General features: G+C 40.1%; 26 protein-coding genes. 11 read left to right on the forward strand and 15 right to left on the reverse strand.

The window, feature by feature from the left end:
* Positions 1-43: 43 nt before the first annotated feature.
* The 6 genes from AWW67_RS00545 to AWW67_RS00570 form a co-directional block, all read right to left on the reverse strand.
* Positions 44-763 carry a Crp/Fnr family transcriptional regulator gene (locus AWW67_RS00545; RefSeq protein ID WP_062299470.1) on the reverse strand — a complete coding sequence of 240 codons (720 nt, stop codon included), beginning with the start codon at positions 761-763 and terminating at the stop codon, positions 44-46.
* Positions 764-830: 67 nt separating this feature from the next.
* Entirely contained in the window at positions 831-1724 is an 894-nt protein-coding gene (locus tag AWW67_RS00550) for a 1,4-dihydroxy-2-naphthoate polyprenyltransferase (RefSeq protein WP_062299472.1), read from the reverse strand.
* A gap of 6 nt (positions 1725-1730) precedes the next feature.
* Positions 1731-2243 carry a glutathione peroxidase gene (locus AWW67_RS00555; RefSeq protein ID WP_053223759.1) on the reverse strand — a complete coding sequence of 171 codons (513 nt, stop codon included), beginning with the start codon at positions 2241-2243 and terminating at the stop codon, positions 1731-1733.
* A 1-nt stretch (position 2244) separates the two neighbouring features.
* On the reverse strand, positions 2245-4050 hold the full coding sequence (gene argS / locus AWW67_RS00560; RefSeq protein WP_062299474.1) for an arginine--tRNA ligase: 1806 nt from the start codon (positions 4048-4050) through the stop codon (positions 2245-2247).
* A 2-nt stretch (positions 4051-4052) separates the two neighbouring features.
* Positions 4053-5003: an arginase gene (locus AWW67_RS00565; RefSeq protein WP_053223757.1), complete on the reverse strand. Its 951-nt coding sequence runs from the start codon at positions 5001-5003 to the stop codon at positions 4053-4055.
* A 16-nt stretch (positions 5004-5019) separates the two neighbouring features.
* On the reverse strand, positions 5020-5994 hold the full coding sequence (locus tag AWW67_RS00570) for a deoxyhypusine synthase family protein (protein WP_053223855.1): 975 nt from the start codon (positions 5992-5994) through the stop codon (positions 5020-5022).
* A gap of 362 nt (positions 5995-6356) precedes the next feature.
* Here AWW67_RS00570 and AWW67_RS00575 point away from each other — a divergent pair, with 362 nt between their 5' ends.
* The gene (locus tag AWW67_RS00575) at positions 6357-7742 is read left to right on the forward strand and encodes a type III PLP-dependent enzyme domain-containing protein (protein WP_053223756.1); all 1386 of its coding nucleotides are present in this window, start codon (positions 6357-6359) and stop codon (positions 7740-7742) included.
* A gap of 127 nt (positions 7743-7869) precedes the next feature.
* Here the strand turns inward: AWW67_RS00575 and arsC are convergent, their stop codons facing one another.
* Entirely contained in the window at positions 7870-8211 is a 342-nt protein-coding gene (arsC, locus tag AWW67_RS00580) for an arsenate reductase (glutaredoxin) (RefSeq protein ID WP_062299476.1), read from the reverse strand.
* Between the two features lie 90 nt (positions 8212-8301).
* On the opposite strand from arsC, the gene AWW67_RS00585 reads away from it, so the two are divergent.
* From AWW67_RS00585 to AWW67_RS00600, 4 genes are all read left to right on the forward strand, one after another.
* Positions 8302-8835, forward strand: coding sequence for a YfiT family bacillithiol transferase (locus AWW67_RS00585; RefSeq protein WP_062299477.1), 534 nt, complete (start codon positions 8302-8304; stop codon positions 8833-8835).
* A gap of 138 nt (positions 8836-8973) precedes the next feature.
* Positions 8974-9363, forward strand: coding sequence for a VOC family protein (locus tag AWW67_RS00590; RefSeq protein WP_053223753.1), 390 nt, complete (start codon positions 8974-8976; stop codon positions 9361-9363).
* Positions 9364-9447: 84 nt separating this feature from the next.
* Positions 9448-10251: an SUMF1/EgtB/PvdO family nonheme iron enzyme gene (locus AWW67_RS00595; RefSeq protein WP_082793944.1), complete on the forward strand. Its 804-nt coding sequence runs from the start codon at positions 9448-9450 to the stop codon at positions 10249-10251.
* Complete coding sequence (locus AWW67_RS00600) at positions 10252-10863, forward strand: hypothetical protein (protein WP_062299481.1); 612 nt, start codon at positions 10252-10254, stop codon at positions 10861-10863.
* A gap of 10 nt (positions 10864-10873) precedes the next feature.
* Here the strand turns inward: AWW67_RS00600 and AWW67_RS00605 are convergent, their stop codons facing one another.
* The 3 genes from AWW67_RS00605 to AWW67_RS00615 all read right to left on the reverse strand — a co-directional run bounded on the left by AWW67_RS00605 (position 10874) and on the right by AWW67_RS00615 (position 13608).
* Positions 10874-12292, reverse strand: coding sequence for an amidohydrolase family protein (locus AWW67_RS00605; protein WP_062299482.1), 1419 nt, complete (start codon positions 12290-12292; stop codon positions 10874-10876).
* 144 nt (positions 12293-12436) lie between these two features.
* Positions 12437-12910 (reverse strand): GNAT family N-acetyltransferase, encoded by a 474-nt coding sequence (locus tag AWW67_RS00610; RefSeq protein WP_062299483.1) that lies wholly within the window; start codon positions 12908-12910, stop codon positions 12437-12439.
* A 26-nt stretch (positions 12911-12936) separates the two neighbouring features.
* Positions 12937-13608 (reverse strand): pyridoxamine 5'-phosphate oxidase family protein, encoded by a 672-nt coding sequence (locus AWW67_RS00615; RefSeq protein ID WP_071387016.1) that lies wholly within the window; start codon positions 13606-13608, stop codon positions 12937-12939.
* 82 nt (positions 13609-13690) lie between these two features.
* Here AWW67_RS00615 and AWW67_RS00620 point away from each other — a divergent pair, with 82 nt between their 5' ends.
* Entirely contained in the window at positions 13691-15163 is a 1473-nt protein-coding gene (locus AWW67_RS00620) for an aminotransferase-like domain-containing protein (RefSeq protein WP_062299484.1), read from the forward strand.
* A gap of 94 nt (positions 15164-15257) precedes the next feature.
* Positions 15258-15602: a YciI family protein gene (locus tag AWW67_RS00625; protein ID WP_062299485.1), complete on the forward strand. Its 345-nt coding sequence runs from the start codon at positions 15258-15260 to the stop codon at positions 15600-15602.
* 226 nt (positions 15603-15828) lie between these two features.
* Here the strand turns inward: AWW67_RS00625 and AWW67_RS00630 are convergent, their stop codons facing one another.
* Complete coding sequence (locus AWW67_RS00630; protein ID WP_062299486.1) at positions 15829-16617, reverse strand: SDR family oxidoreductase; 789 nt, start codon at positions 16615-16617, stop codon at positions 15829-15831.
* Between the two features lie 230 nt (positions 16618-16847).
* Between AWW67_RS00630 and AWW67_RS00635 the strand changes: the two genes are divergently transcribed.
* Positions 16848-17360, forward strand: a complete 513-nt coding sequence (locus AWW67_RS00635) for a DUF4760 domain-containing protein (protein ID WP_062299487.1) — start codon at positions 16848-16850, stop codon at positions 17358-17360.
* A gap of 1 nt (position 17361) precedes the next feature.
* On the opposite strand, the gene AWW67_RS00640 is transcribed toward AWW67_RS00635, so the two are convergent.
* From AWW67_RS00640 to AWW67_RS00650, 3 genes are read right to left on the reverse strand one after another with little or no spacing between them, the layout of a single operon-like run.
* Positions 17362-17865 (reverse strand): dihydrofolate reductase, encoded by a 504-nt coding sequence (locus AWW67_RS00640; RefSeq protein WP_071387017.1) that lies wholly within the window; start codon positions 17863-17865, stop codon positions 17362-17364.
* Positions 17862-18779, reverse strand: a complete 918-nt coding sequence (gene fmt, locus AWW67_RS00645; RefSeq protein ID WP_260311191.1) for a methionyl-tRNA formyltransferase — start codon at positions 18777-18779, stop codon at positions 17862-17864. Before fmt ends, AWW67_RS00640 begins: the two co-directional genes overlap by 4 nt.
* Positions 18780-19946 (reverse strand): exo-beta-N-acetylmuramidase NamZ family protein, encoded by a 1167-nt coding sequence (locus tag AWW67_RS00650; protein WP_062299489.1) that lies wholly within the window; start codon positions 19944-19946, stop codon positions 18780-18782. It abuts the gene before it with no gap.
* Between the two features lie 51 nt (positions 19947-19997).
* On the opposite strand from AWW67_RS00650, the gene AWW67_RS00655 reads away from it, so the two are divergent.
* Positions 19998-21212 (forward strand): ABC transporter permease, encoded by a 1215-nt coding sequence (locus AWW67_RS00655; RefSeq protein ID WP_062299491.1) that lies wholly within the window; start codon positions 19998-20000, stop codon positions 21210-21212.
* Positions 21213-21230: 18 nt separating this feature from the next.
* Here AWW67_RS00655 and AWW67_RS00660 read toward each other — a convergent pair whose 3' ends face one another.
* Positions 21231-22013: a polyprenol monophosphomannose synthase gene (locus AWW67_RS00660; protein ID WP_062299493.1), complete on the reverse strand. Its 783-nt coding sequence runs from the start codon at positions 22011-22013 to the stop codon at positions 21231-21233.
* 167 nt (positions 22014-22180) lie between these two features.
* Between AWW67_RS00660 and AWW67_RS00665 the strand changes: the two genes are divergently transcribed.
* Together AWW67_RS00665 and AWW67_RS00670 are read left to right on the forward strand one after the other, a co-directional pair.
* On the forward strand, positions 22181-22678 hold the full coding sequence (locus AWW67_RS00665) for a D-glycero-alpha-D-manno-heptose-1,7-bisphosphate 7-phosphatase (protein WP_260311192.1): 498 nt from the start codon (positions 22181-22183) through the stop codon (positions 22676-22678).
* Positions 22679-22785: 107 nt separating this feature from the next.
* On the forward strand, positions 22786-23658 hold the full coding sequence (locus AWW67_RS00670) for a hypothetical protein (RefSeq protein ID WP_141655344.1): 873 nt from the start codon (positions 22786-22788) through the stop codon (positions 23656-23658).
* The last annotated feature ends 5 nt before the right edge of the window (positions 23659-23663 follow it).

Raw genomic sequence — 23663 nt, forward strand, 5'->3', positions numbered from 1 at the left:
TGTTGATGCGCATCAGCGAAAACCATGACAAATGTCATGTTTTCTAGCCATAGAAATCGGCCTCATGAAGTAGTTTATCGGCATCAAGCACCTTGATTTTCTTTCCTTCCAGCGCAATCATTTTATCTGATTTGAACTCAGAAAGTAAACGAATTACGGTTTCTGTAGCAGTACCTACAATATTCGCCAAATCTTCTCGACTCAATACAATATCGATGACTTCGCTGCCCTCTCCTTCCATGCCGTAAGTTTCCTTCAGCATAAGTATTGTAGCTGCCAGCCTTTCTCTCACCGATTTTTGCGACAGCTGTGCAAGCTTGGTTTCCATTACTCCCAATTCGTGACAAACAGCTTTCATAAGTTTGCCAAAAAATTCTGGGTTAGAGTGGAGTACTTTTAAAAAATCACTTTTGGGGATAAAGCATATTGCTGCGGGTTCTAACACAGTGGCTGAAGATCCATATAACTCTTCGCTTAAGAGTGATCTATAACCTAAAAAATCGCCCTTTTGAGCAATAAAAAGAATTTGCTCCTTCCCATTAGAGCCCATTTTAAACACTTTTACCTTTCCGCTATTGATACAGAAAATCCCCATTGGTCGGGTTCCTTCATAAAATAAGGTTTGGTTTTTCTTGTAGGTAACACACGACTTATGTTCACTCAGAATCTCTAGGTCTTCATCTTTAAGACTTGAAAAGTGCGAATCTCCCCTAGACTGACAAGCAATACATTGAAGCTGAATTTTCGAGTTTTTTAACGACATAAGAAGTTATGATTACACTTAAAGATATAGAAGTATTAAAAGATAAACAAACACCATTTCCAACAATCTAGCCTACCACTTGCCCCACTCCAAAAAGAATAACATAGAGTAAAGTAGTGAGGGCCATTTGTTTTAAAAATGGGTCGAGTTTAGATGATTCGGTGTGTGTTTTAACTGCTCTGGCATTCTTAATTAAGCCAGGTAAAGCCAAAACAATAATCAATTGCCAATAACTGGAATAGTTCATTAAAACATAACTAAGCCCTAATGCAAAGCCAGCAACCAATAAAAACCAATGATAAAACACGGCATTTTTCCTGCCTATTCGAACGGGAACGGAAATCTTACCCGCTTCCTTATCAGATTCAATGTCGCGGATGTTATTTACATTCAACACAGCTACTGAGAATAACCCTGTAGAAATAGCAGGAAGTAAATACTCCCACTTCAATTCTTGCTCGTACAAATAAGCTGAACCCATCACCCCAACAAAACCAAAGAAAATTAAAACACTGATATCGCCCAAGCCCATATAGCCATAAGGTTTATAGCCAGCAGTGTAGGTAATGGCAGCCAGAATGGCTAAAACACCCAAGCCCAAAAAGAAGCCAAACACTTGAGGCGACCAACCAAAAGCCAAGTAAATCAAGCCAATGCCCGAAAGAAGTGACAAGGCAGAAAATAAAATGATTGCGTTTCGCATGGCTTTCAATGAAATAACACCCGACTGAACCGCTCTTGATGGCCCTGTTCTTTTAGCTCCATCGGCTCCGTGAACTGAATCGCCATAGTCGTTGGCCAAATTTGACAATACCTGAAGTAAAATGGTGGTTAATGCGCAAAGCGCAAAAACCCCTCCGTTAAACTGACCAGAAGAAGCAGCTAAAAAAGCGCCCATTCCTATGCTAGCCAAGGCCAAAGGGAGTGTACGTAGCCTAAAAGCTTTTACCCAATGCTTCATTTTTGATTATAAAGTTCCTGTAATGGCCTCGTCCATTGGATTTACTGATGAAGAGAAGAAAGCAACCACTTTCCCTTTTTCATCAATTAAGTATTTACAGAAATTCCAATTGGGTGTTTTGCCCGATTCTTTTTCTAACCACTCATAGAGCGGTGCTCTGTCCTTTCCCAACACTGAAATTTTCTCAAACATCTGGAAAGTAACTCCAAATTTAGCCGTACAAAACTGTTGAATCGCTAAGTTTGAACCTGGCTCTTGACCGCCAAAGTTGTTGGCAGGAAAGCCCAAAACAACGATTTTATCTCCGTAGGTTTCGTGTAAATTCTGGAGGTCTTCGTATTGAGGAGTAAAACCGCATTCAGAAGCCACATTCACTACCAACACCTTTTTACCTTTAAACTCGCTCAAGGAAATTTCTTTCCCCTCAATGGTTTTCATTTTAAAGTCGTAGAAACTCATTTCTTCTGGTTTTGGGTTGAAAATATTGATGAATAAAATTAGGCTTAAACAGAAACTCATATTACATGCGATTTGGGACGTTTATACCCAATAAGTTCATGTTTACTTTTATTGTTTCAGCAGCTAAAGCAGAAAGTCCGACACGGAATTTACGTTTTTCTACATCGTCTTCACTGAAGATAGACACTTCGGCATAAAAGCGATTGTATTCTTTAGCAATATCGTAAACGTACTGAGCAACCACGGCTGGAGAGTATTCATTTGCTGCCAAAGCCAACTTTTCTGGGTATTGGCTAATGGCATAAATTAAATCCCTTTCGGTTTCGTGCAAATCGGTAATCTGGTTGTAATCAATGGCTGCAATATCAATATCGAGCTGTACAGCTTTGCGAACAATAGCACTGATTCTAGCATATGTATACTGAATAAAAGGGCCAGTATTGCCTTGAAATTCAATCGACTCTTCAGGGTTGAAAAGCATTCTTTTCTTAGGGTCTACCTTTAGCAAGAAATACTTGATCGCCCCCAAACCTAAAGTCTCGTATAAGGCGTTTGCTTGTTCTTCAGTAAAACCTTCAATCTTGCCCAATTCTTCTGTTCGGCTTTTGGCGGTATCGGCCATTTGCTGAATCAAGTCATCGGCATCTACTACGGTTCCTTCTCTCGATTTCATTTTTCCTGAAGGAAGGTCTACCATGCCATAAGACAGATGATAACAGGCTTCTGCCCATTCATAACCTAATTTTTTCAGAATAAGGAAAAGCACCTTAAAGTGGTATTCTTGTTCATTTCCTACGGTGTAAATGAGTTGAGAAAGATCAGGGTAATCCTCATAACGCATAATGGCAGTACCAATATCTTGCGTCATGTATACAGAAGTACCATCACTTCTGAGCAATAGTTTTTGATCTAAGCCCTCATCGGTTAGGTCTACCCAAATAGAGCCATCTTCTTTCTTATAGAAAACTCCTTTTTCAAGACCTTCCATTACGCGGTCGCGGCCAATAAGGTAGGTATCACTTTCGTAATAAAGTTTATCGAAATCAACGCCCATGCGCTGATAAGTATCTTCGAAACCCTCATATACCCAACCGTTCATTTTTTCCCAAAGGGAATAAACTTCAGGGTCTTTGGCTTCCCATTTCAGTAACATTTCTTGTGCCTCCACAAAAATAGGAGCCTGCTTTTCAGCAGCTTCTTTTTCTACTCCATCGGCAACAAGTGCAGCAATTTCTTCTTTATAGGCTTTATCAAAAGCCACATAGTATTTTCCTACCAGGTGGTCGCCTTTGATGCCTGCTGCTTCTGGTGTTTCGCCTTCACCAAATTTTAGCCACGCCACCATCGACTTACAAATGTGAATTCCGCGATCATTGATGATCTGCACTTTCACTACTTTGTTACCATTCGCCTTTAATATTCGAGCTACCGAATTACCCAAAAAGTTATTTCTGAGGTGGCCTAAGTGAAGCGGTTTGTTGGTGTTTGGTGAGGAATACTCCACCACCACAGTTCTATTCTTTTCTTCAATGCTGAAAACTGGAGAATCGGCAACATTTGCTCCATTAAAAATCTTGGCAAACAAATTTACCTGCGACCCTTCTGAAAGCTCTAAGTTCAAAAATCCCTTCACCACATTATAATCGGCCACTACATTAGAAAGATTAGCTTTTAGATACTCTCCAATGGCCTGCCCTGTTTGCTCAGGATTCAGCTTAGAAATCCTTCCATAAGGAAAGGTGACCAAGGTGTAAGTTCCGGCAAAATCTTTTCTTGTGGCTTGTAGAGCAATTTCTTCAGCAGAAATTGAATGATTGTATAGTGCTGCAAACGCAGCCGAGATTCCTTCTTTAATTTGTAATTCCATTCCTAGAAATTCTGGATCAATGACTCAGTTGTGGCCTCGAGTATTTCGAAGGCATTATTGGCCATTCTGTTTTCGGTGTCCAAAGTTGGGTTAACCTCTACGATTTCCCAACAACAAACACGCTTATCTTTAATTAATTCGATATTCAATTCAAGCGCTTGTTCTTTTGAAAGCCCCTCTGGCACGGGAGTTCCTGTACCTACTGAAACGGAGGTGTCTAAGCTATCTACATCAAATGAAATGTAGATTTGATCGCAGTCTTTCAAGATTTCTAAAGCTTCTTTCGAAACCTGCTGAATACCCTTTTCGGTTACTTCGGCAGTGGTAAAGTTTTTAATACCATACTTTTCCATTAAGTAGTCCTCAGGAGATTCAGTGTCGCGAACGCCAATAAAAACAACATCCTCAGGTCTCATTTTTGGGCCACGCATACCAATAGATTTAATGCGTTCCCAAAGGGCTTCTGTTTCTTCTTCAACATCGTTTTGCTCGCACTCAACATTGTCGATAGCCGTAGCCATAGCCAAGGGCATGCCGTGCATATTGCCAGAAGGAGTAGTATAAGGCGAATGGAAATCGGCATGTGCATCAATCCAAATGGCGCCTAAGCGTTTATCAGGATCGGCTTTTTTGATGCCTGCAATTGTACCTGCGGCAGTTGAGTGGTCTCCTGCCAAAACTATAGGAAATAAACCTTCTGAGCGAAGATCGCTTACAGCATCACAAACGCGCTTGAGTACCGTATAAACACCTTCCCCGTATTTTGCATTCTTAAACTTAGGTTCTTGAAACAATAGCTCATTTTCGTTTTTCACCTTTATAGGCTGAAAACGCAAAAAGAAGTCGGAACGCTTTCCTAAGCTGGCCACTTTCATGGCGTCAATTCCCAAACTCGCTCCTCGCGTACCAGCTGCTAGCTCCGATCTTACTTCAACTAAGCGAATCTTTCTCATGTTTTTAGTGCTTTAATTACCAACCCAATACGTATGCAAAAACCAATGGTGCCACAATTGTAGCGTCTGATTCAATAATGTATTTTGGTGTATCCATATCCAGTTTTCCCCAGGTGATTTTCTCATTTGGAACCGCACCAGAATAAGAACCATAACTTGTAGTAGAATCTGAAATTTGGCAGAAGTAACTCCAGAAAGGAATTTTATCCATTTCCATATCTTGATAAAGCATTGGCACTACGCAGATAGGGAAATCACCAGCAATACCTCCACCAATTTGGAAGAAGCCCACTCCTTTTCCTTCTGAATTTTTAACGTACCAATCGGCCAAGAATGTCATGTACTCAATACCCGACTTCATGGTGGAAGGCTTCAACTCACCTTTAATACAATAGGAAGCAAAAATATTTCCCATGGTAGAATCTTCCCAGCCTGGAACAATGATTGGAATATTCTTTTGAGCCGCGGCCAACATCCAACTGTTGGCAGGATCGATTTCATAATATTGTTCTAAGTCACCAGAAAGTAACATTTTGTACATGTACTCATGCGGTAAAAATCTTTCGCCTGCTTCTTCGGCACCTTTCCATTGTTTAAAAATTTTAGACTGTAAACGTCTGAATGCTTCCTCTTCTGGAATACAGGTGTCTGTCACTCTATTCAATCCTTGCTCCAATAAATCCCACTCGTCTTGAGGGGTTAAATCTCTGTAATTCGGAACCCTTTTGTAATGCGAATGCGCTACAAGGTTCATAATGTCTTCTTCTAGGTTAGCACCCGTACATGAAATGATAGCTACCTTGTCTTGACGAATCATTTCAGCAAACGATTTTCCTAATTCTGCAGTACTCATAGCACCAGCAAGTGTCACCATCATTTTTCCGCCTTCAGCCAAGTGAGCATTGTAGCCTTTGGCGGCATCAACCAAACTGGCAGCGTTAAAGTGTAGGTAATGCTTTTCAATAAAATCGGATATCGGTTTCTGAGACATATTCATTTAATTTTTATACACGTTCTAGTTCTATTCAGATTAAATTTTGTCACTGAACGGCCTGCAATTTGCTAAAATTCGCTGACTATTTCATATTCAAAAACCATTCTCTGAAAGCTCTCTAATCTATCTTTTTCATACAAGCTCAGAAAAAGAAGTGGGGAAAGCAAAATAGCCCTACAAGTAATTTATTATCAATTTATTAAGCTTAAAGCCCCAGCAAACACCTAAAAGCATTTAGCTTATAATAAGCCCGAGCATATTTTTTTTTGACTTATGAATTAACATTTGATTGGCAAGCTTTCTTTTAAAAGTTTAGAAATTTCTAATATTGCACCTTTCGAATTATGTAAAAGTGGTAGATGAAAAGTTATTTTGACCTTATTGACCAGACCTTTGATTTCCCTACAGAAGAATTTAAGGTGAATGGCAAATACTTAGAATTTCACGATGTTCCATTGAAGGACATTATTAAAGAACACGGAACGCCATTAAGGTTAACTTATCTACCCAAGATTTCGGAAAATATACAGAAAGCTAAAAAGTGGTTTGAAACCTCTATTAAGAAACACAAATACCAAGGGAGCTATACTTATTGCTATTGCACCAAATCATCTCACTTTAGTTTTGTGTTGGACGAAACCATTAAAAATGGTTGTCAAATAGAAACTTCTTCCGCTTTCGATATTCCAATTGTGAGAAGTTTACACGCCAAAGGGAAAATTGACAAAGATATTCTAATTGTGTGTAATGGTTTTAAAAGACCACTTTACACCCAATATATTTCAGAATTGATTAATGACGGATTTACCAATTGTATTCCTGTATTAGACAACATGAATGAGTTGGATGTGTATAAAGATTTGATCAATGAGGATTTTCAAGTGGCTATTCGTGTAGCGGCCGATGAAGAGCCAAATTTCGAGTTCTATACATCGCGTTTGGGAATTCGCTATGGTGACATTACCAATTATTACAAAGAACATATTGAAGGAAGCCGAGCGTCATTAAAAATGCTGCACTTCTTTATTAATACTGGAATTAAGGATACCGCTTATTACTGGAGCGAATTGAGCCGTTTTATGTATAAATATTGCGAGCTTAAAAAGATATGCCCAACACTAGATACAGTGGATATTGGCGGAGGTTTCCCGATCAAAACTTCGCTTACATTCGAATATGACTACCAATATATGGTAGATCAAATTGTGGAAAATATCAAATGGATTTGTAATAAGAGCAATGTTCCTGTTCCGAATATTATTACTGAATTTGGAAGCTTTACTGTAGGCGAAAGTGGTGCGTTTATCTACTCTATTCTTGATCAGAAATTACAAAACGACAAAGAGCTTTGGTATATGATTGATGGTTCATTCATTACTCATTTACCTGATGCTTGGGGTTTAAGCCAAAAGTATATTCTACTGGCCATCAATAAATGGGATCATCCTTTCCATAAAGTAAATATGGGTGGGCTTACTTGCGACAGTATGGATTACTATAACTCCGAAGCCCATACTTCTGAAGTGTTTATGCCGCTAATTGAAGAAGACGAAAACCTCTATGTTGGTTTCTTCCACACTGGCGCTTACCAAGAGTCATTAGGTGGTTATGGTGGTATTCAGCATTGTTTAATTCCTGCGCCTAAACACGTTTTGATTGACCATGATGAAAATGGAAAAATCAGAAGTCGTGTATTTGCAGAAGAACAAGTGGAAGAAAGTATGTTGAAGACTTTAGGATACTAAAAGGTGTTGAGGTGTTGAAGTATTGACGTGCGGAAGTGTTGAGGTATTGAGGTGCAAAAGTAATTAGCCTTCATCAAAAAAAATATCGGGGACTAGGTTGCATTGGCAGCTTAGTCCCCGATTTAGTTTAAAACAAACTCTTTACATTTTCTGGTGGGCGACCTAGAACAGCTTTATCTCCTTTTACCACAATAGGCCTTTCTATAAGGTTAGGATATTCCACCATCGCTGCAATCCACTCATCTTCATTTAGCGTTTTGCCCTTGAATTGCTCTTTATAAATCGCTTCTGATTTACGAACGATTTCTTCAGCCTTCATTCCTAGTTTTTTTAGAATTTCACGCAGTTGATCTTCAGATGGAGTGTCTTTTAAATACTCTACTATGGTAAGCATTTCACCACTTTCTTCAATTAACTGAAGTGTTTGCCTGCTTTTTTGGCAGCGTGGATTATGATATATTTTCAACATAATTAAAGGTTTTAAATTTCTAATTGAGCAATTTTAAAGTATGCTGTTTATTCAAAAATCAGCTTGATCTAACACTTCAAAAATAGAAATATGACCGCTGACTTACGTTATCCAATCGGAAAATTTGATCCTCCTGCCAATATTACGCTTTCTGATATTGACGGATATATTAACAGAATAAAAGACACGCCTGAAAAACTCAAAAAAACGATTGAAGGTTTTACAGAAGAGCAACTCAATACGCCTTATCGACCTGAGGGCTGGACGGTTAGGCAGGTAATTCACCACATAGCAGATAGCCATATGAATGCTTATATCCGTTTCCATTGGGCTTTAACCGAAAATTCTCCTCGAATAAAAGCCTATGATGAGAAAGCTTGGGCGGAACTATCCTATCAGAATCATGTGCCTTTAGAGGTTTCTTTAAACCTACTCACAAACTTACATGAGCGTTGGATTCATTTACTAAAAAACATGTCGGAAGAAGATTTCAGTCGGAAATACATTCATCCAGAAGGAGACAAGGTTTATGTACTCAGAACAGTTGCGGCCATGTATGCATGGCATGGTGACCACCATACGGCACATATTACTTCATTAAGAGAAAGAATGGGCTGGAAATAGCGGTACAAAAACTCTCCAAAAGTTATTAATATATTATCAGCTTGTTGTACACTAAAACACAAACTCTTTGAGAGTTACTTAATAAACTGGAAATAGATTTTGGTACTTTAGTACGACCATCAAACTCAAAAAAAGAAAATGAGCGATACCAAAAAATCAATTTACGGAACCATCGGTTGGTTTGATTTAACTGTACCCAACGCCACAGAAGTAAAAGACTTTTACGCCAAAGTAACGGAATGGAAACCTGAGCCTGTCTCGATGGGTGAATATGATGACTACAACATGACTGCCAATGGTGAACCTAAAGCAGGTGTATGCCATAAACGTGGGGGCAATAGCGACATTCCTTCTCAATGGATGATGTACATTAATGTTCGAGATTTAGACCATAGCAGGTCGGAATGCACGGCCAATGGTGGAAAATTGGTTACGGATATCAAGAGTGCTGGCAGTATGGGGCGCTATTGTTTTATCGAGGACCCAGCAGGCGCAGTTTGTGCACTTTTTGAACCAAAAGAGGCTTAGTGTTATCCATATTCAAAACTGGAGGATCAAGCAGCAATCCGAAAAAGAAATTTCTTCGTAAGTTTATTTTTCCAAAACCAACCTATGAAAGCCCTTTTCCCACTCGTATTTCTCTTCTTCGGTTCGAATACCAATCCTGAACCCAACTGCATAGAATGTGATCAAGACCGACAGTACATATGTGCTTCAAACACCTTGGCCATGAATTTCAAGCTGTGCATGGATATGGCCGAAGTATCTGGACGGATGTACAAAATCTATCTGTTAGACCTGAAAAAGGAGTATGGTGTCACTGGGGCTGAATACACCTCTAGCTTACCCGATTGGAAACTTTGGGAGCAGCTTTACCCGGGGAAAACTGCTACTGAAATTTCTGAATTATTCTTTGAAACCACCACTTTTGCTTTGGCTCCAATGGTGGGCGTTAGCTACGACCAAGCGGTAAAGTTTGCAGCTTGGAGAACGGAAGCTTTCCAGAAAGAGCTAGACAGTATGGACGAAAGGGACAGAGCGGATTTTCCTAAAAAGTTTGAATTCAGATTACCCACTCCAGCCGAGTGGTCTAGAATGAGATTTATGACCCAAGAAAAGGGTATGCTTAAACAAGTGGATAAAATTGCCTCGGCTTATGAAAAGGAGTTCAAAACAAGTAAAAATGATGTACTGAGCAGCAGCAATAAAGTCCACGATGTTTTCTACAACATGGATCAAAAGCTAGGCTTATTCGGCTTACACGACAATGTAGCTGAAATGACTTCTGAAAAAGGAATAGCCATGGGCGGAAGTTGGAACAACAAAAGCACCGGAGCCGACTTCAATAAAAAATCGGAATACAGCGCCCCTCAGGCTTGGTTAGGTTTCAGATGTATTTTTGAAATTATTGAGTAAATGAAGGGTTTTGTAAAACGGGCATTCAGCAACCTATTATCGGGTACGGCTTCGTTTTTCTTCATCTTTTCAATTCTACTTTTTTTACCTACATGGGGTGGCTCTCTTAGGTTTTTAGGCTACGCTTTAATCTATTCCTTACTAGCTCTTCTTTTTAGGAGGAAGACTAACCGTACTAAAAACAAAATCGGTATTCTAGCCTTGAGCTTTACCCTTCTCTTTTTTCTATATAGCTCTAGATCAATCGAAGTTCAGGTTGTAGGGGAACCCACTAACATCTATATATTAACGGATGTACCAAATGCTCCTGAAATACATTCACATTTTCAATTGAAGAAAAAGCTAAAAATAGATTCAACATATATTCTTAAAACCTCATCTTCAGTCAAAGATATTGACCTAAAAATCAAAGTGATAAATGAATTAGGTAATAAAATTGGGTCAACTGGAACTGTTTATAGGTATGGAAAATGCCAAGATGCAGCTGCTCTTGTTTCTATTCAAACAATTTATCTTTTTGATTCTACTAAAGAAGAAAAACCAAGTCAACACATTTACTCTTCACTACTCAGTGAACAAGCGCAGTTATGTTCACCCTTGCTTAACCAATAATGTCTAAAACTTATTTGTTAGTCTTCCTCAACTGCTCCAACATTCCTTTTAAATCTTGCTCAGAGAAAACCTTTCTACCTAAAACTAGCGTATTGATCGCTTGAGTGTTGGTAATATCTTCCAACGGATTGGCATTAAGAATGAGTAAATCCGAAGATTTACCAGTCTCCACCGAACCATAGAAATTTTCCATTTTCATGAATTTAGCACCATTGATAGTCGCGGTGCGAAGTGCTTCGGCAGGGGTTAAACCAGCCGCCACCAAAGCCGCTAATTCTTGGTGAAGCGAAATGCCTTGGTAGACGTAGGAGTTAGACGCCCCCGAATCGGAACCCGCCAAAAGCGAAACTCCGGCAGCCTGCATTTTAGGAATCAGTTTTTCAAAAGTACTGTTCAGCTCATGTCTTTCTGCAACGGCTTTTTCATTCGCTCGCATGGCACTTCTAATTCTCCCCTGATAAGTTTTGATAATTCCATCGCCTACATAATTCAAATATTCGTCATTTTCATGATTGTCCCTATCTAAATAGGAAAGCGTATTTCCAATATGTTTGGTAGGCACCACATAAGTATTGTTCGTTTTCAGCATTTCAAAAACGGTTTGCACCTGAGCCTCATCATATGTAGCAATCAGTTTATCCATAGAACCCCAAAAGCCAGCTTTTCCATCAATTACATCTTGTGTTATTTCTTTTTCTTCGGTCGAAGCCCCCTTCAGGATATAATAAAGATGTTCCACAGAACCCAAGCCTGCATTCACTGCATCTTCCAACATTACCGTAAAAGGCATATGGCCCGAAGTGGTAATTCCCCTTCTCTTTGCTTCTTCAATTATCCAGATGTAAGCTTCTTTAGAAATGGTACTGTCATAAATTTTAATAAAGTCCACCCCCATATTTTCGAGAGAATCCACCGCTTGAATTACCTCTTCCTTAGTCGTTACAGGAATCGAACCCGCCCATGTTGCACGTGGGCCATCTAGTTTTGGCCCCGAGGTAAAAATCACTGGACCATTAAGCTCACCTGACTTAATTTCTTCTCTCCACTTAAAAATCTCAGCAGTCATATCACCTCCAGCTTCGCGAACACCCGTAACGCCATTAGCAATAAATAAAGGGAGCAAGTTCTTATTCTCTTCAATCAATTCTTCCCCGCCTCTAAAATGCACATGCATGTCCCAAAGCCCAGGGGTAACGAATTTACCCGTAGCGTCAATGGTTTTGGCAGCGGTGTAGTCATTATTGCTTCCAGCTTCGCGAACAAAAATGATGGTGTCATTTCGAATTCCAATTTGCTGATCAGGCATCAATTGCCCTGTTTTTACATCTACCACATTGGCATGATCAATCAGTATATCAAGCTTAGTTTTCTCTGAAGTGGAACAAGAAAAGAGAAAGACAATAAGGAGTAATAGAGAGAGTTTTTTCATAGCTAGGTTTCGGAATAATACCCTAACCTATTCATTATTAAGCAGCTCTGAAATGGCTATTTTTTGAATGGCACTTTGGAGTATTGAGTATGGAGTATTGAGTATATAGAAATGGGCTTTCGTGACCTAGCAGATTGCCTCTCCTTATGCCTTCGAAACAAGCTTCAAACTCAGCTCATAAAACAACGTATCGATTGGGTTTCTCAAAAAGTCAGATGGAAGCTCTTTTTCAGAGATTTGCTCAAATCCGTGTTTGCAATAGAAACTTTGTGCGGCTTTAAATTGAGTCATCGTACCTAAATAGATATACTCAAGCTGATCTTTCGCGGATTCATCAATAGTAGTTTGGAGTAATTGTTTTGCAACGTTGTGAGTTGCACCTCGAAATTCCTTTTTGAGCATCATCTTCTTTAAAATTCCATACTCATGTTTAATGATCAAGGCTATAGTACCAATCACCTGACCATTGAACGTGGCCACCCAATACTTATCTGGAAAAACAGCCGAATTGCTTTTTCGTCCACCCATAATAGGCTCGGTAAACTCTTTTGCAATTTCTTGCATCATGCTATTAATACCCGCCTGATACTTCGGTTCGTATGGAACAATTTCGATCATATTATTCTCTAATGCGAGGAGGAAATTTAAAGCTTCACCCCCTTATTCTGAAACTCAAAATTTAGTGCCGAAGCTGGAGTAGCTAAACCTGTTTTGCAATCTTCATTCTTAACCGCTCTACCTGGATGGGTTTCAATTTCCAACACCCCTGCCCAAACATCGAGGTCAAGATCAAAGGCTTCGTCAACCGCGCCTTCATTACGCACTTTAGCAGAAGCTTCTGTGATGTCAATGCCGATGACCAGGGTACTGTTCAATTCCTTTTCATTGGGCTCGCGAGCCTCTGCCCAGCGACCAGCGATAATATTTTCAGTGATGATTTCTAATGCCTCCATTTTCTCAGCAGGATCTTCAATCAATATGGACGAGCCAAAAACCACCACCGACCTATAATTCACCGAATGATGAAATACCGAACGTGCCAGCACAAGCCCATCCAAATGAGTGACTGACAAGCTCACTTTCTCTTGCTCCAAAAGCGAAAGCATCATTCTGTTCTTCATCGAACCATGAATAAAAAGTCGATCTCCTTTTCGACCATAGGCCGTTGGAATTACAATGGCTGCGTTTTCATGCACATAAGGCACGTGGCAAAGAAAATGTGAATCGAGAATTTCGTAGACCAAAGCCTTATCGTAGTGTGCTCTCTTGCTTCCTCTGGTTACTTTATTGTAAGTAGATTTAGAAAATTCAGCCATAATATTGTTGTTATATGCTACGAATATCTAAATTGATCGGACTATTAATGTAATCCACTTTAGCACTACCCAGTAGTCCACTATGATTTCATTTAAGAATTTAATCCACATAGATCGCAGCGCTGAAACTCCCATCTATCTTCAGCTGCACAACGCCATTATTAAAATGATCAAATCGGGAGTCATCCAAAGTGGCGCAAAACTACCGGGTACTCGAAGTCTTTCCGTTCAAATTGGTCTGCATAGAAAAACCGTGATTGCCGCCTATGACGAATTGATGGGGCAAGGCTGGATTACCACCATTCCCGCCAAAGGCACTTTTGTAAGCACTAAACTTCCTGAAGTAAAACCACGAGGCAAGGGTATTGAACAGGGACCAGAATCAGCGGCTGGTTTTTCTTTCGAAGCCAGAAAGCATCTTCACAGACCTTATGCGCAGTTGCCTTCAATGCTAACGGTTGATGAGGGAATTCCAGATGTTCGGATTGCGCCCATAGTGGAGATTTTGCGCCATTACCGCAGTATTATTTCGCGCAGTTATAACGCCAAGTATTTGAGTTATGGCTCATTTTTCGGAGATGATTCCCTTCGGGAAATTTTAGCCAACTACCTCCAAGAAACACGAGGGATTGCCTGCCAAAAAGAGAATATCTTGATCACAAGAGGAAGCCAAATGGGAATGTATTTGGCTTCGCAATTGATTCACCAAAAAGGAGGTTTCAGCATTGTGGGGGAAACCAATTACATTGCCGCAAACTTGACTTTAACCGATGCTGGGGCTTCTCTGCTTCACGTACGTGTGGATGAAAACGGCTTGAATACCAATGACATTCAAGCGCTCTGCGAAAAGCATAAAATCAAATCGGTGTATGTTACTTCCCATCATCACCACCCCACTACGGTAACGCTTAGCCCCGAAAGAAGGCTACATTTAATCGAGCTAGCACATCAATATGGCTTTGCCATTTTGGAAGATGATTATGATTACGACTTTCATTATCAACGGGCTCCGCTTTTGCCTTTGGTCAGTGCTGATGAAGGAAATCATGTGATTTATATGGGAGCGGTTTGTAAGATTATTGCGCCAGCCATTCGAGTGGGCTACATGGTAGGGCCAGCTGACTTTATTTCAGCAGCAGCGCATTTAAGAAGAACGATTGACCGCCAAGGAGACACCATATTAGAAAGGGCTTTGGGGCAAATGATTGAGCAAGGTGACCTTCAGCGGCACAGTAGAAAAGCACTCAAACTTTATCACGAACGGAGAGATCATTTCCATCAATTGCTCACAGATCATCTTTCAGAGTTCATCAGTTTTCAGGTTCCCGAAGGCGGAATGGCCTTTTGGGTTACACTTAGAGAGGGTTTGAGCTGGGAAGCAATTGCTAAAACTTGCTTGGAAAATGAATTGGTAATTCCAGACTGGAAAAACTACGACAGCCATAATTCAGGTCACAATGGTATCCGTTTGGGCTTCGCTTCCTTAAATTCTGAAGAGCAAACCAAGGCCGTTCTCATTCTGAAATCAGCCATGAAAAAAGAAAGTGAAAATTAATTTCTCGAAATTGTCCCCTGCTCAACATGGCTTTCGTCAATAGGGTGAATCTCAAAAAGAGAACTCGATTTTAAACCATAATTTTTTTAACACAATGAAAAAGTTTTTATACCTGTTTAGAGGTGGCGATGCAAGAATGGCCGAAATGTCTCCAGAAGAAGTTCAAGCTGAAATGGCCGAATGGGGCAAATGGATGCAAAGTTTGGCCGAAAAGGGTCAATTGATTGATGGGTTACCATTGAAAGCGGAAGGTATGCAAGTATCAAAAGGAGGACAGCTAATTACCGATGGCCCTTTTGCCGAAGGTGCCGAAATTGTTGGTGGTTACTTGATGGTAAACGCGACTGATATGAACCAAGCCGTAGAATTATCGAAAGGCTGTCCAATCTTAAATGCTGAAGATGGCAATATCGAAGTAAGAGAAATTGCTGATATGTAAAGTTTCAAGAGAAGTCGCTTTTGATAGTCATGGTGACTTCTTTTTAACCTGAGCTCGACTTTAAAATACAGCAAGAACCCTCCAAAAGTTGGTATCATATTCTCATTCAGAGCAAATGAGTTCATCTGAACTGTGAATAAGAACTTTTGGAGGGTTTTTCTACGCAAAAGTTCGGCTATAATTGCTTAATGGCTGTTTTATTAATCGGCACCAGGTTTTTGAAAAACTACCTCACTTTCGCCTTTTTAATCATTCTAGCAAATAAGCCTGGAACGAATCGCTTGGTATAAGCTCCATAAGATTCTCTGCCAATATAAATTTCACGCTTTTCTTTTTTGATCGCCTTGATGATGGCTTTAGCACAATCTTCAGCGGAAATCCCTTTGGCTTGGGCATCGTCCATTACATTGGCTTTTGAGCCATCGCCTACCAGCGCATTCACCGACACATTGGTTTTCACGAAACCCGGAGCGGCTATCGTTACTTTGATTCCGTCATCTTCCAGTTCGGCACGAAGACTATCGTAAAAGCCATGAAGCGCATGTTTTGTGGCCGCATAGCCAGACCGATAAGGCGTTCCGAAAATTCCAGTCAGACTTGTCACTACCACAAAATGGCCACTCCCCTTTTTGAGCATATGCGGCAGCAGGTTTTTGGCCAAAGCAATATTCCCGAAGTAGTTGACTTCCATCAAGTTTCGATCTACCTCAAGTTTGGTATCCTTTGCCAAAGACCGTTGACTGATGCCGCCATTATTAATCAAAATTTCCACCTGTCCGAAAAGAGCAATGGCTTCGTTGGTTTTAGATGATAAGCTGTCCGCTTCGGCCAAATCGAGGGTGAGGATTTTAATCTTGTCTTGGTTGGAGCAATTGGATTTCACCCTTTCCAATTCGGCTAGTCTGCGGGCAGAGAGAATCAGTTGTGCACCTTCCGAAGAAAGCTGCATGGCTAAAGCTTCTCCAATTCCTGAAGAAGCGCCTGTGATCCAGATCGTTTTGTTGGTTAAAGACATATATTATCAAATTTGACTCAAGGCTTAACTTTCCAAAAGTTCGAACTTTTGGAAAGGTTGGCAGAAGAGAAAGAAATCACTTCGAACATAAGTTACAAAGTCGAATGCATATTATCTCGTCTTTATAAAAAAACACATTTTTTTATAAAATCCCAGCATTTCTCCTGAATTTGAAAGAACTTGAAGCCAAATGCTGTTCAAGTTAAATTGTTTTTTAAAACTTATTCAAAATGACACTTAGTGACTTCAATGATAATTATGCACCATTAGTGGAATTGATTTTTTCTGCAAGTAGCATAGTTATGTTAGTAGTGGTAGTTTATCAATTTAGAAAGAGTGCCAAATGGAACCAACTACAATCAAAGTTCAATTTTCTAGATATTGACAAATCAGCTGAATTACAATCAGAGCTGTATAGGGTTCTCGAGGAATTAGGTTGTTATTCCTTTCCTGAAAAATGTGAACCGATCCGCAAGAAGGACATTAAGGTAATTAAGTCCAATAGAGAGGCAACTTTTATCATCAACATGTTTTTAAATGACATGAACAATATCTGTTCAGCACTTAATTTTGGACTGATCAATAGAAACGTATTTGGGGCTATTCATGAAGATAGAGTTCGTTGGTGGTATCTGATATTGAAGCCATACATTGAATCAAGGAAACTGGATTATGCCAACGAGAAGATTTGGGCTGATTTTATTGCTATGGCACAAGAGTCAATACGCAGTTTAGAGGAGTAATTTATTTTCTTATATAGGTCACGAATTCATGGTTGTATGGATTTCTCTCATCTTTCAAAAAAAACTGCCTACCTGATTCCACCCAAACAGCCTCATCTATCTCAGGAAAAAACCTGTCAGCATCCAGAAAATTAAAACCTACTTCTGTAACTATTAACTTATCGGCAATAGGTAAAGATTGACGATATATGTCTTCTCCACCAATAATGAATATTTCCTCTTGGTTGAAAAGCTTACAATATTCCAACGCTTGTTCCAATGAATTGTATGTAATACAACCTGGAGCTTCAAAATTGGACTGGCGAGTTAGTACAATATTCGTTCTATTAGGCAGTGGCCTAAATTTAGTGGGTATTGACTCATAATTCTTCCGTCCCATAATGACAACATGCCCAGTGGTGATTTGTTTAAAGTGACGCATGTCGTTAGGCAATTTCCAAGGCAGGTCATTGTCCTTACCAATCGCATTATTCATCGCTTTGGCTACAATAATTGTTTTAATCATAACTGTGTTCCTCTTAAAAACGATTCAATATCCATTCGTTTTTTTCCTTCCATTTGCAATTCGGTAATGGCCAAAGCGCCCGTTCCGGTTTGAATATGAAGGAAAGTTTTATTGTCGGTTTTGTATTCACCTGGCTTAGTTTTTTTACCTGAGTCTATTTTTTTGGTAGCGAAGATTTTGAAATTCTTATCATTAATAGTTGTCCAAGCTGCGGGATAAGGCGATAAACCTCGAATGAAATTATAGACTTCTTCGCTCGATTTCTTCCAGTCGATCTCGCAGGTTTCTTTAAATATTTTTGGCGCATGTTTAATCTCCACCGACTCGTCTTGTGGCAGTTGCGGATAATCACCTGCTTCAATGGCACGAACCGTTTTGAGCACCAATTTGGCGCCACGGTGCATTAGCCTTTCATATACATCGCCTACATTGTCTTCTTCGCCAATGGGTTCTTTTTCTTGGAAAATAACATTCCCAGTATCAATCTCATGTTTTAGGAAGAAGGTGGTTACGCCTGTCTCCTTTTCACCATTAATAATCGCCCAGTTGATAGGCGCGGCACCTCGGTATTGTGGCAACAAAGAACCATGTAGGTTGAAAGTACCAATTTCGGGCATGTCCCAAACGGCTACGGGCAGCATTCTAAAAGCCACCACAATTTGCAGGTTGGCATTGTAGCTTTTTAGCTCTTCTAAAAACTCTGGCGACTTTAAATTGGTAGGCTGCAACACCGGAATATCCTGCGAAACAGCATAGTCCTTCACGGGTGTTGTGGCTAACTTTTGCCCCCTGCCTTTCGGACGGTCAGGTGCAGTCACAACGGCCACCACATTGACGCCATTTTCAACCAAAATTTGTAAGCTAGGCACCGCAAACTCAGGCGTGCCCATATATATAATTCTTAATTCCTGCATTTAATCAAAATCCTTATACAACAAATATTGCTTCCGCTTGGCCTTGTAAGCGTTCAAATCTCCTTGCCAAGTCGCTTTAATTTCTTCCTCGGTCATTCCGGCCTCGATCTGCTTTTGCAGTTCGGCAGTTCCAGCCAAAAGGGTAAGGTAATCTTTAAAGAATTCCGTTTTGTCTTTTAAGGCTTCGTAATAAGTAATCAAATAGCGCAGCATAAGCTCATGCGGTTGATCTACTCCAGAAAAGCTTTGACCGAAGCATTCTTTTCCTTCCAGTGGTGGATATTTAGAACCTTCATTGGGTTGCGGAGTGAAGGTATAGGAACCCAAACTAAAATCAGGGTGGCCAATCACTTCGAAAGGAAAATCGGTTCCTCGGCCTACACTCACTACTGTACCTTCAAAAAAACCGAGTGAAGGATAAAGCGCAATTGCATTGTCGGTCGGTAAATTGGGCGAAGGTTTTACGGGCAAAGAATAAGTAGCATTATGGTTCCAGCCTTTCATTTTAATGACAGTCAAATCAGCTTTTACTCCATTTTCTAACCATCCTTCTCCATTAATCATTTGCGCCAGTTCGCCCACCGTGAGGCCATGAACCACCGGAATTGGATGCATTCCAACAAAAGAATTTACACTATCCTCTTTTACAGGACCGTCAATGTACATGCCGTTCGGATTTGGCCTATCGAACACAATAACCTGTTTCTTATTTTCAGCTGCGGCCTCCATAATATAATGCATGGTACTGATAAAGGTATAAAAGCGTACGCCCACATCTTGAATATCGAAAATGAGAACGTCCACATCTTCTAGCATTTCTGGCGTTGGTTTTTTATTACTGCCGTAAATCGAAACGATTGGAATGCCTGTTTTTTCGTCTTTAGAATCATTAATTTTTTCACCATCAGGCGCTTCGCCTCTAAAGCCATGCTCAGGTGCCATCACCTTTTTTATATCGACACCTAAGCTACTGAGCGTGTCGACCAAATGCGTTTGCCCCACCATAGAAGTTTGATTGACCACCAAAGCCACTCTTTTTCCTTCGAGCAATGGGAGGTATTCTTGCATTCTTTCGGCTCCTACTTGAAGGGCTTCCTTTTGCTCGGTTTGCGATTGGCAGCCAAAACATGTGATTAAAATAAAAAGGGCAAATAGCAGTCTATTCATTCGGTTCGTTATCTTTGAAATTTAACGGTAGCATCAAAATTAACCATATTCTTGAACCTCCCTTATTTCATAGCAAAAAGAATCAGCAACCCGGGCGATAACAGCTTCTCTGCCGTAATCCATAAGATTGCCATTACCAGTGTTGCGCTGGGTTTGGCCATTATGATGATTGCTTTTTTTGTGCTTGGTGGTTTTCAAGAAAATATCAAAGACAAGATTTTTAGCTTCTCCGGCCACATTCAAATCAAAAAATTCTCCCTTAATAATTCATATGAGGAAGAACCCATTGTTGTGGATCCCAATCGTTTGAAGGCAGTGGCAACAGACCCATATGTTGCTCATGTGCAGGAATATGCCCACAAACCGGGGTTAATTTCGAAAGATGGTGAAGTGTACGGGGTACTCTTTAAGGGAGTAGCACCGAGCTTTAACGAAGCATTGTTTGATAAATACATGGTGGAAGGCGAATTCATCAGTTTTAACGATAGCACTTCCACCGATGTGATGGTCAGTTCTAAAATGGCCAAAAACTTGGGTTTGAAGATTGGGGACAAGGTGATCAATTACTTTATTATGGATCCGCCCAAAACCCGTAGGGTAACCGTAAAAGGGATTTATAGCACTGGCCTCGATACGTTTGACGACCAAATGATGATTGGTGACATCAATGTAGTTCGAAGTTTAAATGGCTGGAAGAATGATGAGGTGGGAGGCTATGAAGTTTACCTCAAAAACATAGATGATATTGCTGCTGCGGATGATGCCATTATTGGCGAATTAAGTGTAGAGCATTATACAGAAAGAGTAGACGAAAAATTCGTTCAGATTTTCGACTGGCTTAATCTGCTCAGTAAAAACGTGAGTATTTTCATTTGGCTCATTCTATTGGTCGCCTCATTTAATATGGTTTCGGTATTGTTTATCCTCATTATGGAGCGTACCCAAATGATTGGAACCTTCAAGGCATTGGGCGCTTCAAATAGCCTGATCAGAAGAATATTTTCCTACAATGGTATTAGATTAGTACTCAAAGGTTTATTGGTGGGGAATGCGATAGCCATTGGTTTTGCTTTACTTCAAGATTTCTTCCACATAATTCCCCTAGATGCCGCCAACTACTATATGGAGTATGTGCCCATTGAATGGGATTGGTCGGTGACCATTGGCCTCAATTTGCTAACGTTGATCTTAGTATCCTTTGTGCTGATTATTCCAACGGCAATCATTGCCAGAATAAAACCAGTAACGGCCATTAGGTTTGATTGAATTGCTCCTTTAAGAAGTTTAGGCTTCCTTTTCTGTGTAATTGAACGACTGTTCCAAACCCGCTTCAGCTTCTCTTCTATAAGTTCTGAAAAGGCTTCCCACTTTGATTTGCATTACGCCTAACACCGCTTCTTTCACAATTCCGCCACTCATTTTAGATTTACCTTTGGTGCGGTCGGTAAAAATGATCGGCACTTCCGTAATATTGAAGCCGAATTTCCAAGCCAAGAATTTCATTTCGATTTGAAAGGCATAGCCCATAAAGCGGACTTTATCTAAATCTATGGTTTCGAGTACCGAACGTCTGTAGCATTTAAAACCTGCAGTAGTGTCTCTAAACGGCATTCCCGTCACCATGCGCACGTAGTAGCTGGCGAAAAACGAAAGCATTACTCGGCTCATAGGCCAGTTTACCACATTCACTCCTGTTACGTAGCGCGATCCAATGGCCACATCGTTTCCATCGGTTTTACAAGCCTTATATAAGTTGTTTAAATCTTCGGGGGGATGTGAAAAATCGGCATCCATCTCAAAAATATATTCATAATGACGGGCCAAAGCCCAACGAAAACCATGAATATATGCGGTGCCTAAACCTAATTTTCCTGCCCGCTCTTCTAAATGTAATCGATCAGGGTATTCCAACATTAAGTTTTTTACGATATCGGCCGTGCCATCTGGCGAATTATCATCTACAATAAGCAATTCAAAACCAGAAGGTTGAGAAAGAACAGCACGAACAATTTCCGCGACATTCTCTTTTTCATTATAAGTTGGAATAATGACTAGGCTATCTTTCATTACATGGTTCAAAAAATCTACACTGAAAGAATAATTCCTTCAAAGCAGTTAAATTCATTAGTTTTATCGGTCTGGGAGTTGAGCCCCGTAAAGTTTAGAACGGGGAAGTTAATTAAATGTTAATCACAAAAGAAAAGCAAGTGAATAAAATGAGCAAATGTGTTTTCATGGATAGGGACGGTGTGTTAAACAAAGAGTTAGGCCGACACATTCTAAAAATTGAAGAATTTATAATTCCTGAAGACGTTCCAAATGGTTTGAAAAGACTAAAAGAAGCTGGTTATAAACTAGTTGTAGCCACCAACCAAAGCGGAATTGCTAGAAAATACTATGATGATAAATTGGTAGACGACTGTCATGATTTACTTCAAGAAGCTTGCGGAAATTTAATTGATCAATTTTATTATGCGCCTTTGGTAGATAGCGTGAGTAAATCTTTAATGCGCAAGCCAGACTCGCTTATGCTAGAGAAAGGAATGGCCAAATTCAATGTGGATCCCGCTCAATCGTGGATGGTGGGCGATAAGGAGCGTGATTTGATTCCAGCAAAGAAGCTGGGCATCAGGAGAATTCAGCTCATGGCCATGGTAGAAAAAAGTGAGTTGGCCGAAGTGGTAGCCCATACTTTTACCGAAGTAGTGGACGCTATTTTGGCGGAAGCCTGAGTTTTATCGGGTTCATCCTGAGAAATTACGCGTTCACCGATATTTTTTGGCTGGGTTAGGTTCGAATACCAATTTTGAATCAATCAAAAACTCAAAATATCTAACACATGAAAAAGAAAACCAAAATATTCGCCACACTCCTACTGCTTTGCTTCTTTCTAAGCTCTTGCGTTTATTCATTATTCCCAATTTACACGGACGACACACTCGTGTATTTGCCTGAAATCGTGGGTAAATGGCAAAGCGGAAGCGATGAAGAAGATTACATTATAATTTCTGATGGGGTTTCGGTGGAAGGAACCGTTACTGTTACAGAGTCTGAAAACAAAACTGCGAAAGAAAATGAAGTTAAAATCAGCAAACCCACTTTTTCGGTAACCATTGATGAAGGTGATTATGCCATTATCGAAGGTGATACAGTAAGAGATCAAGCAAAAATTCAAGCTTATTATGAAAAGCAGTTCGACTCTCTCATCTCAAGTAAAGAAATGAAAGATGGTTTCAAAAAATTAGGAGAGAACCTAAGTGAATTTGGAAATAGGCTTAACGACTTGGGTAAACCAAACAAACCAAAAAGCTATACCATTGGTGGGAAGTCTTATTTAATGACAGTGGTTGATGATGGCGAACCCATTAAATATGAGCTGCATTTGGTGAAAATTGGCGATGACATTTTTATGGACTTGGCCGCTACAGATAGCGATTATAGTGATGCAGCTTTTGAGTCGAGGGTATGGTTCCCAGTGCATACCTTTATGAAAATGGACCTGGACGGAGATCAGCTTAAGCTTACCCAATTCGATTTAGACAAGCTCAATAAACTGTTCAAAAGTAACTTGATTCGTTTACGACACGAAAATGTAGACGGCACCATTTTAATCACCGCCCAGCCTAAAGAGCTTCAGAAATTTTTGGACAAATACTCAGAAGACGAAAGTGTTTTCGATGATCCCGAAACTTACACACGTGTAGCGCAATGAAGTTC

It is taken from the genome of Roseivirga seohaensis (assembly GCF_001592945.1).
Classification (GTDB): domain Bacteria; phylum Bacteroidota; class Bacteroidia; order Cytophagales; family Cyclobacteriaceae; genus Roseivirga; species Roseivirga seohaensis.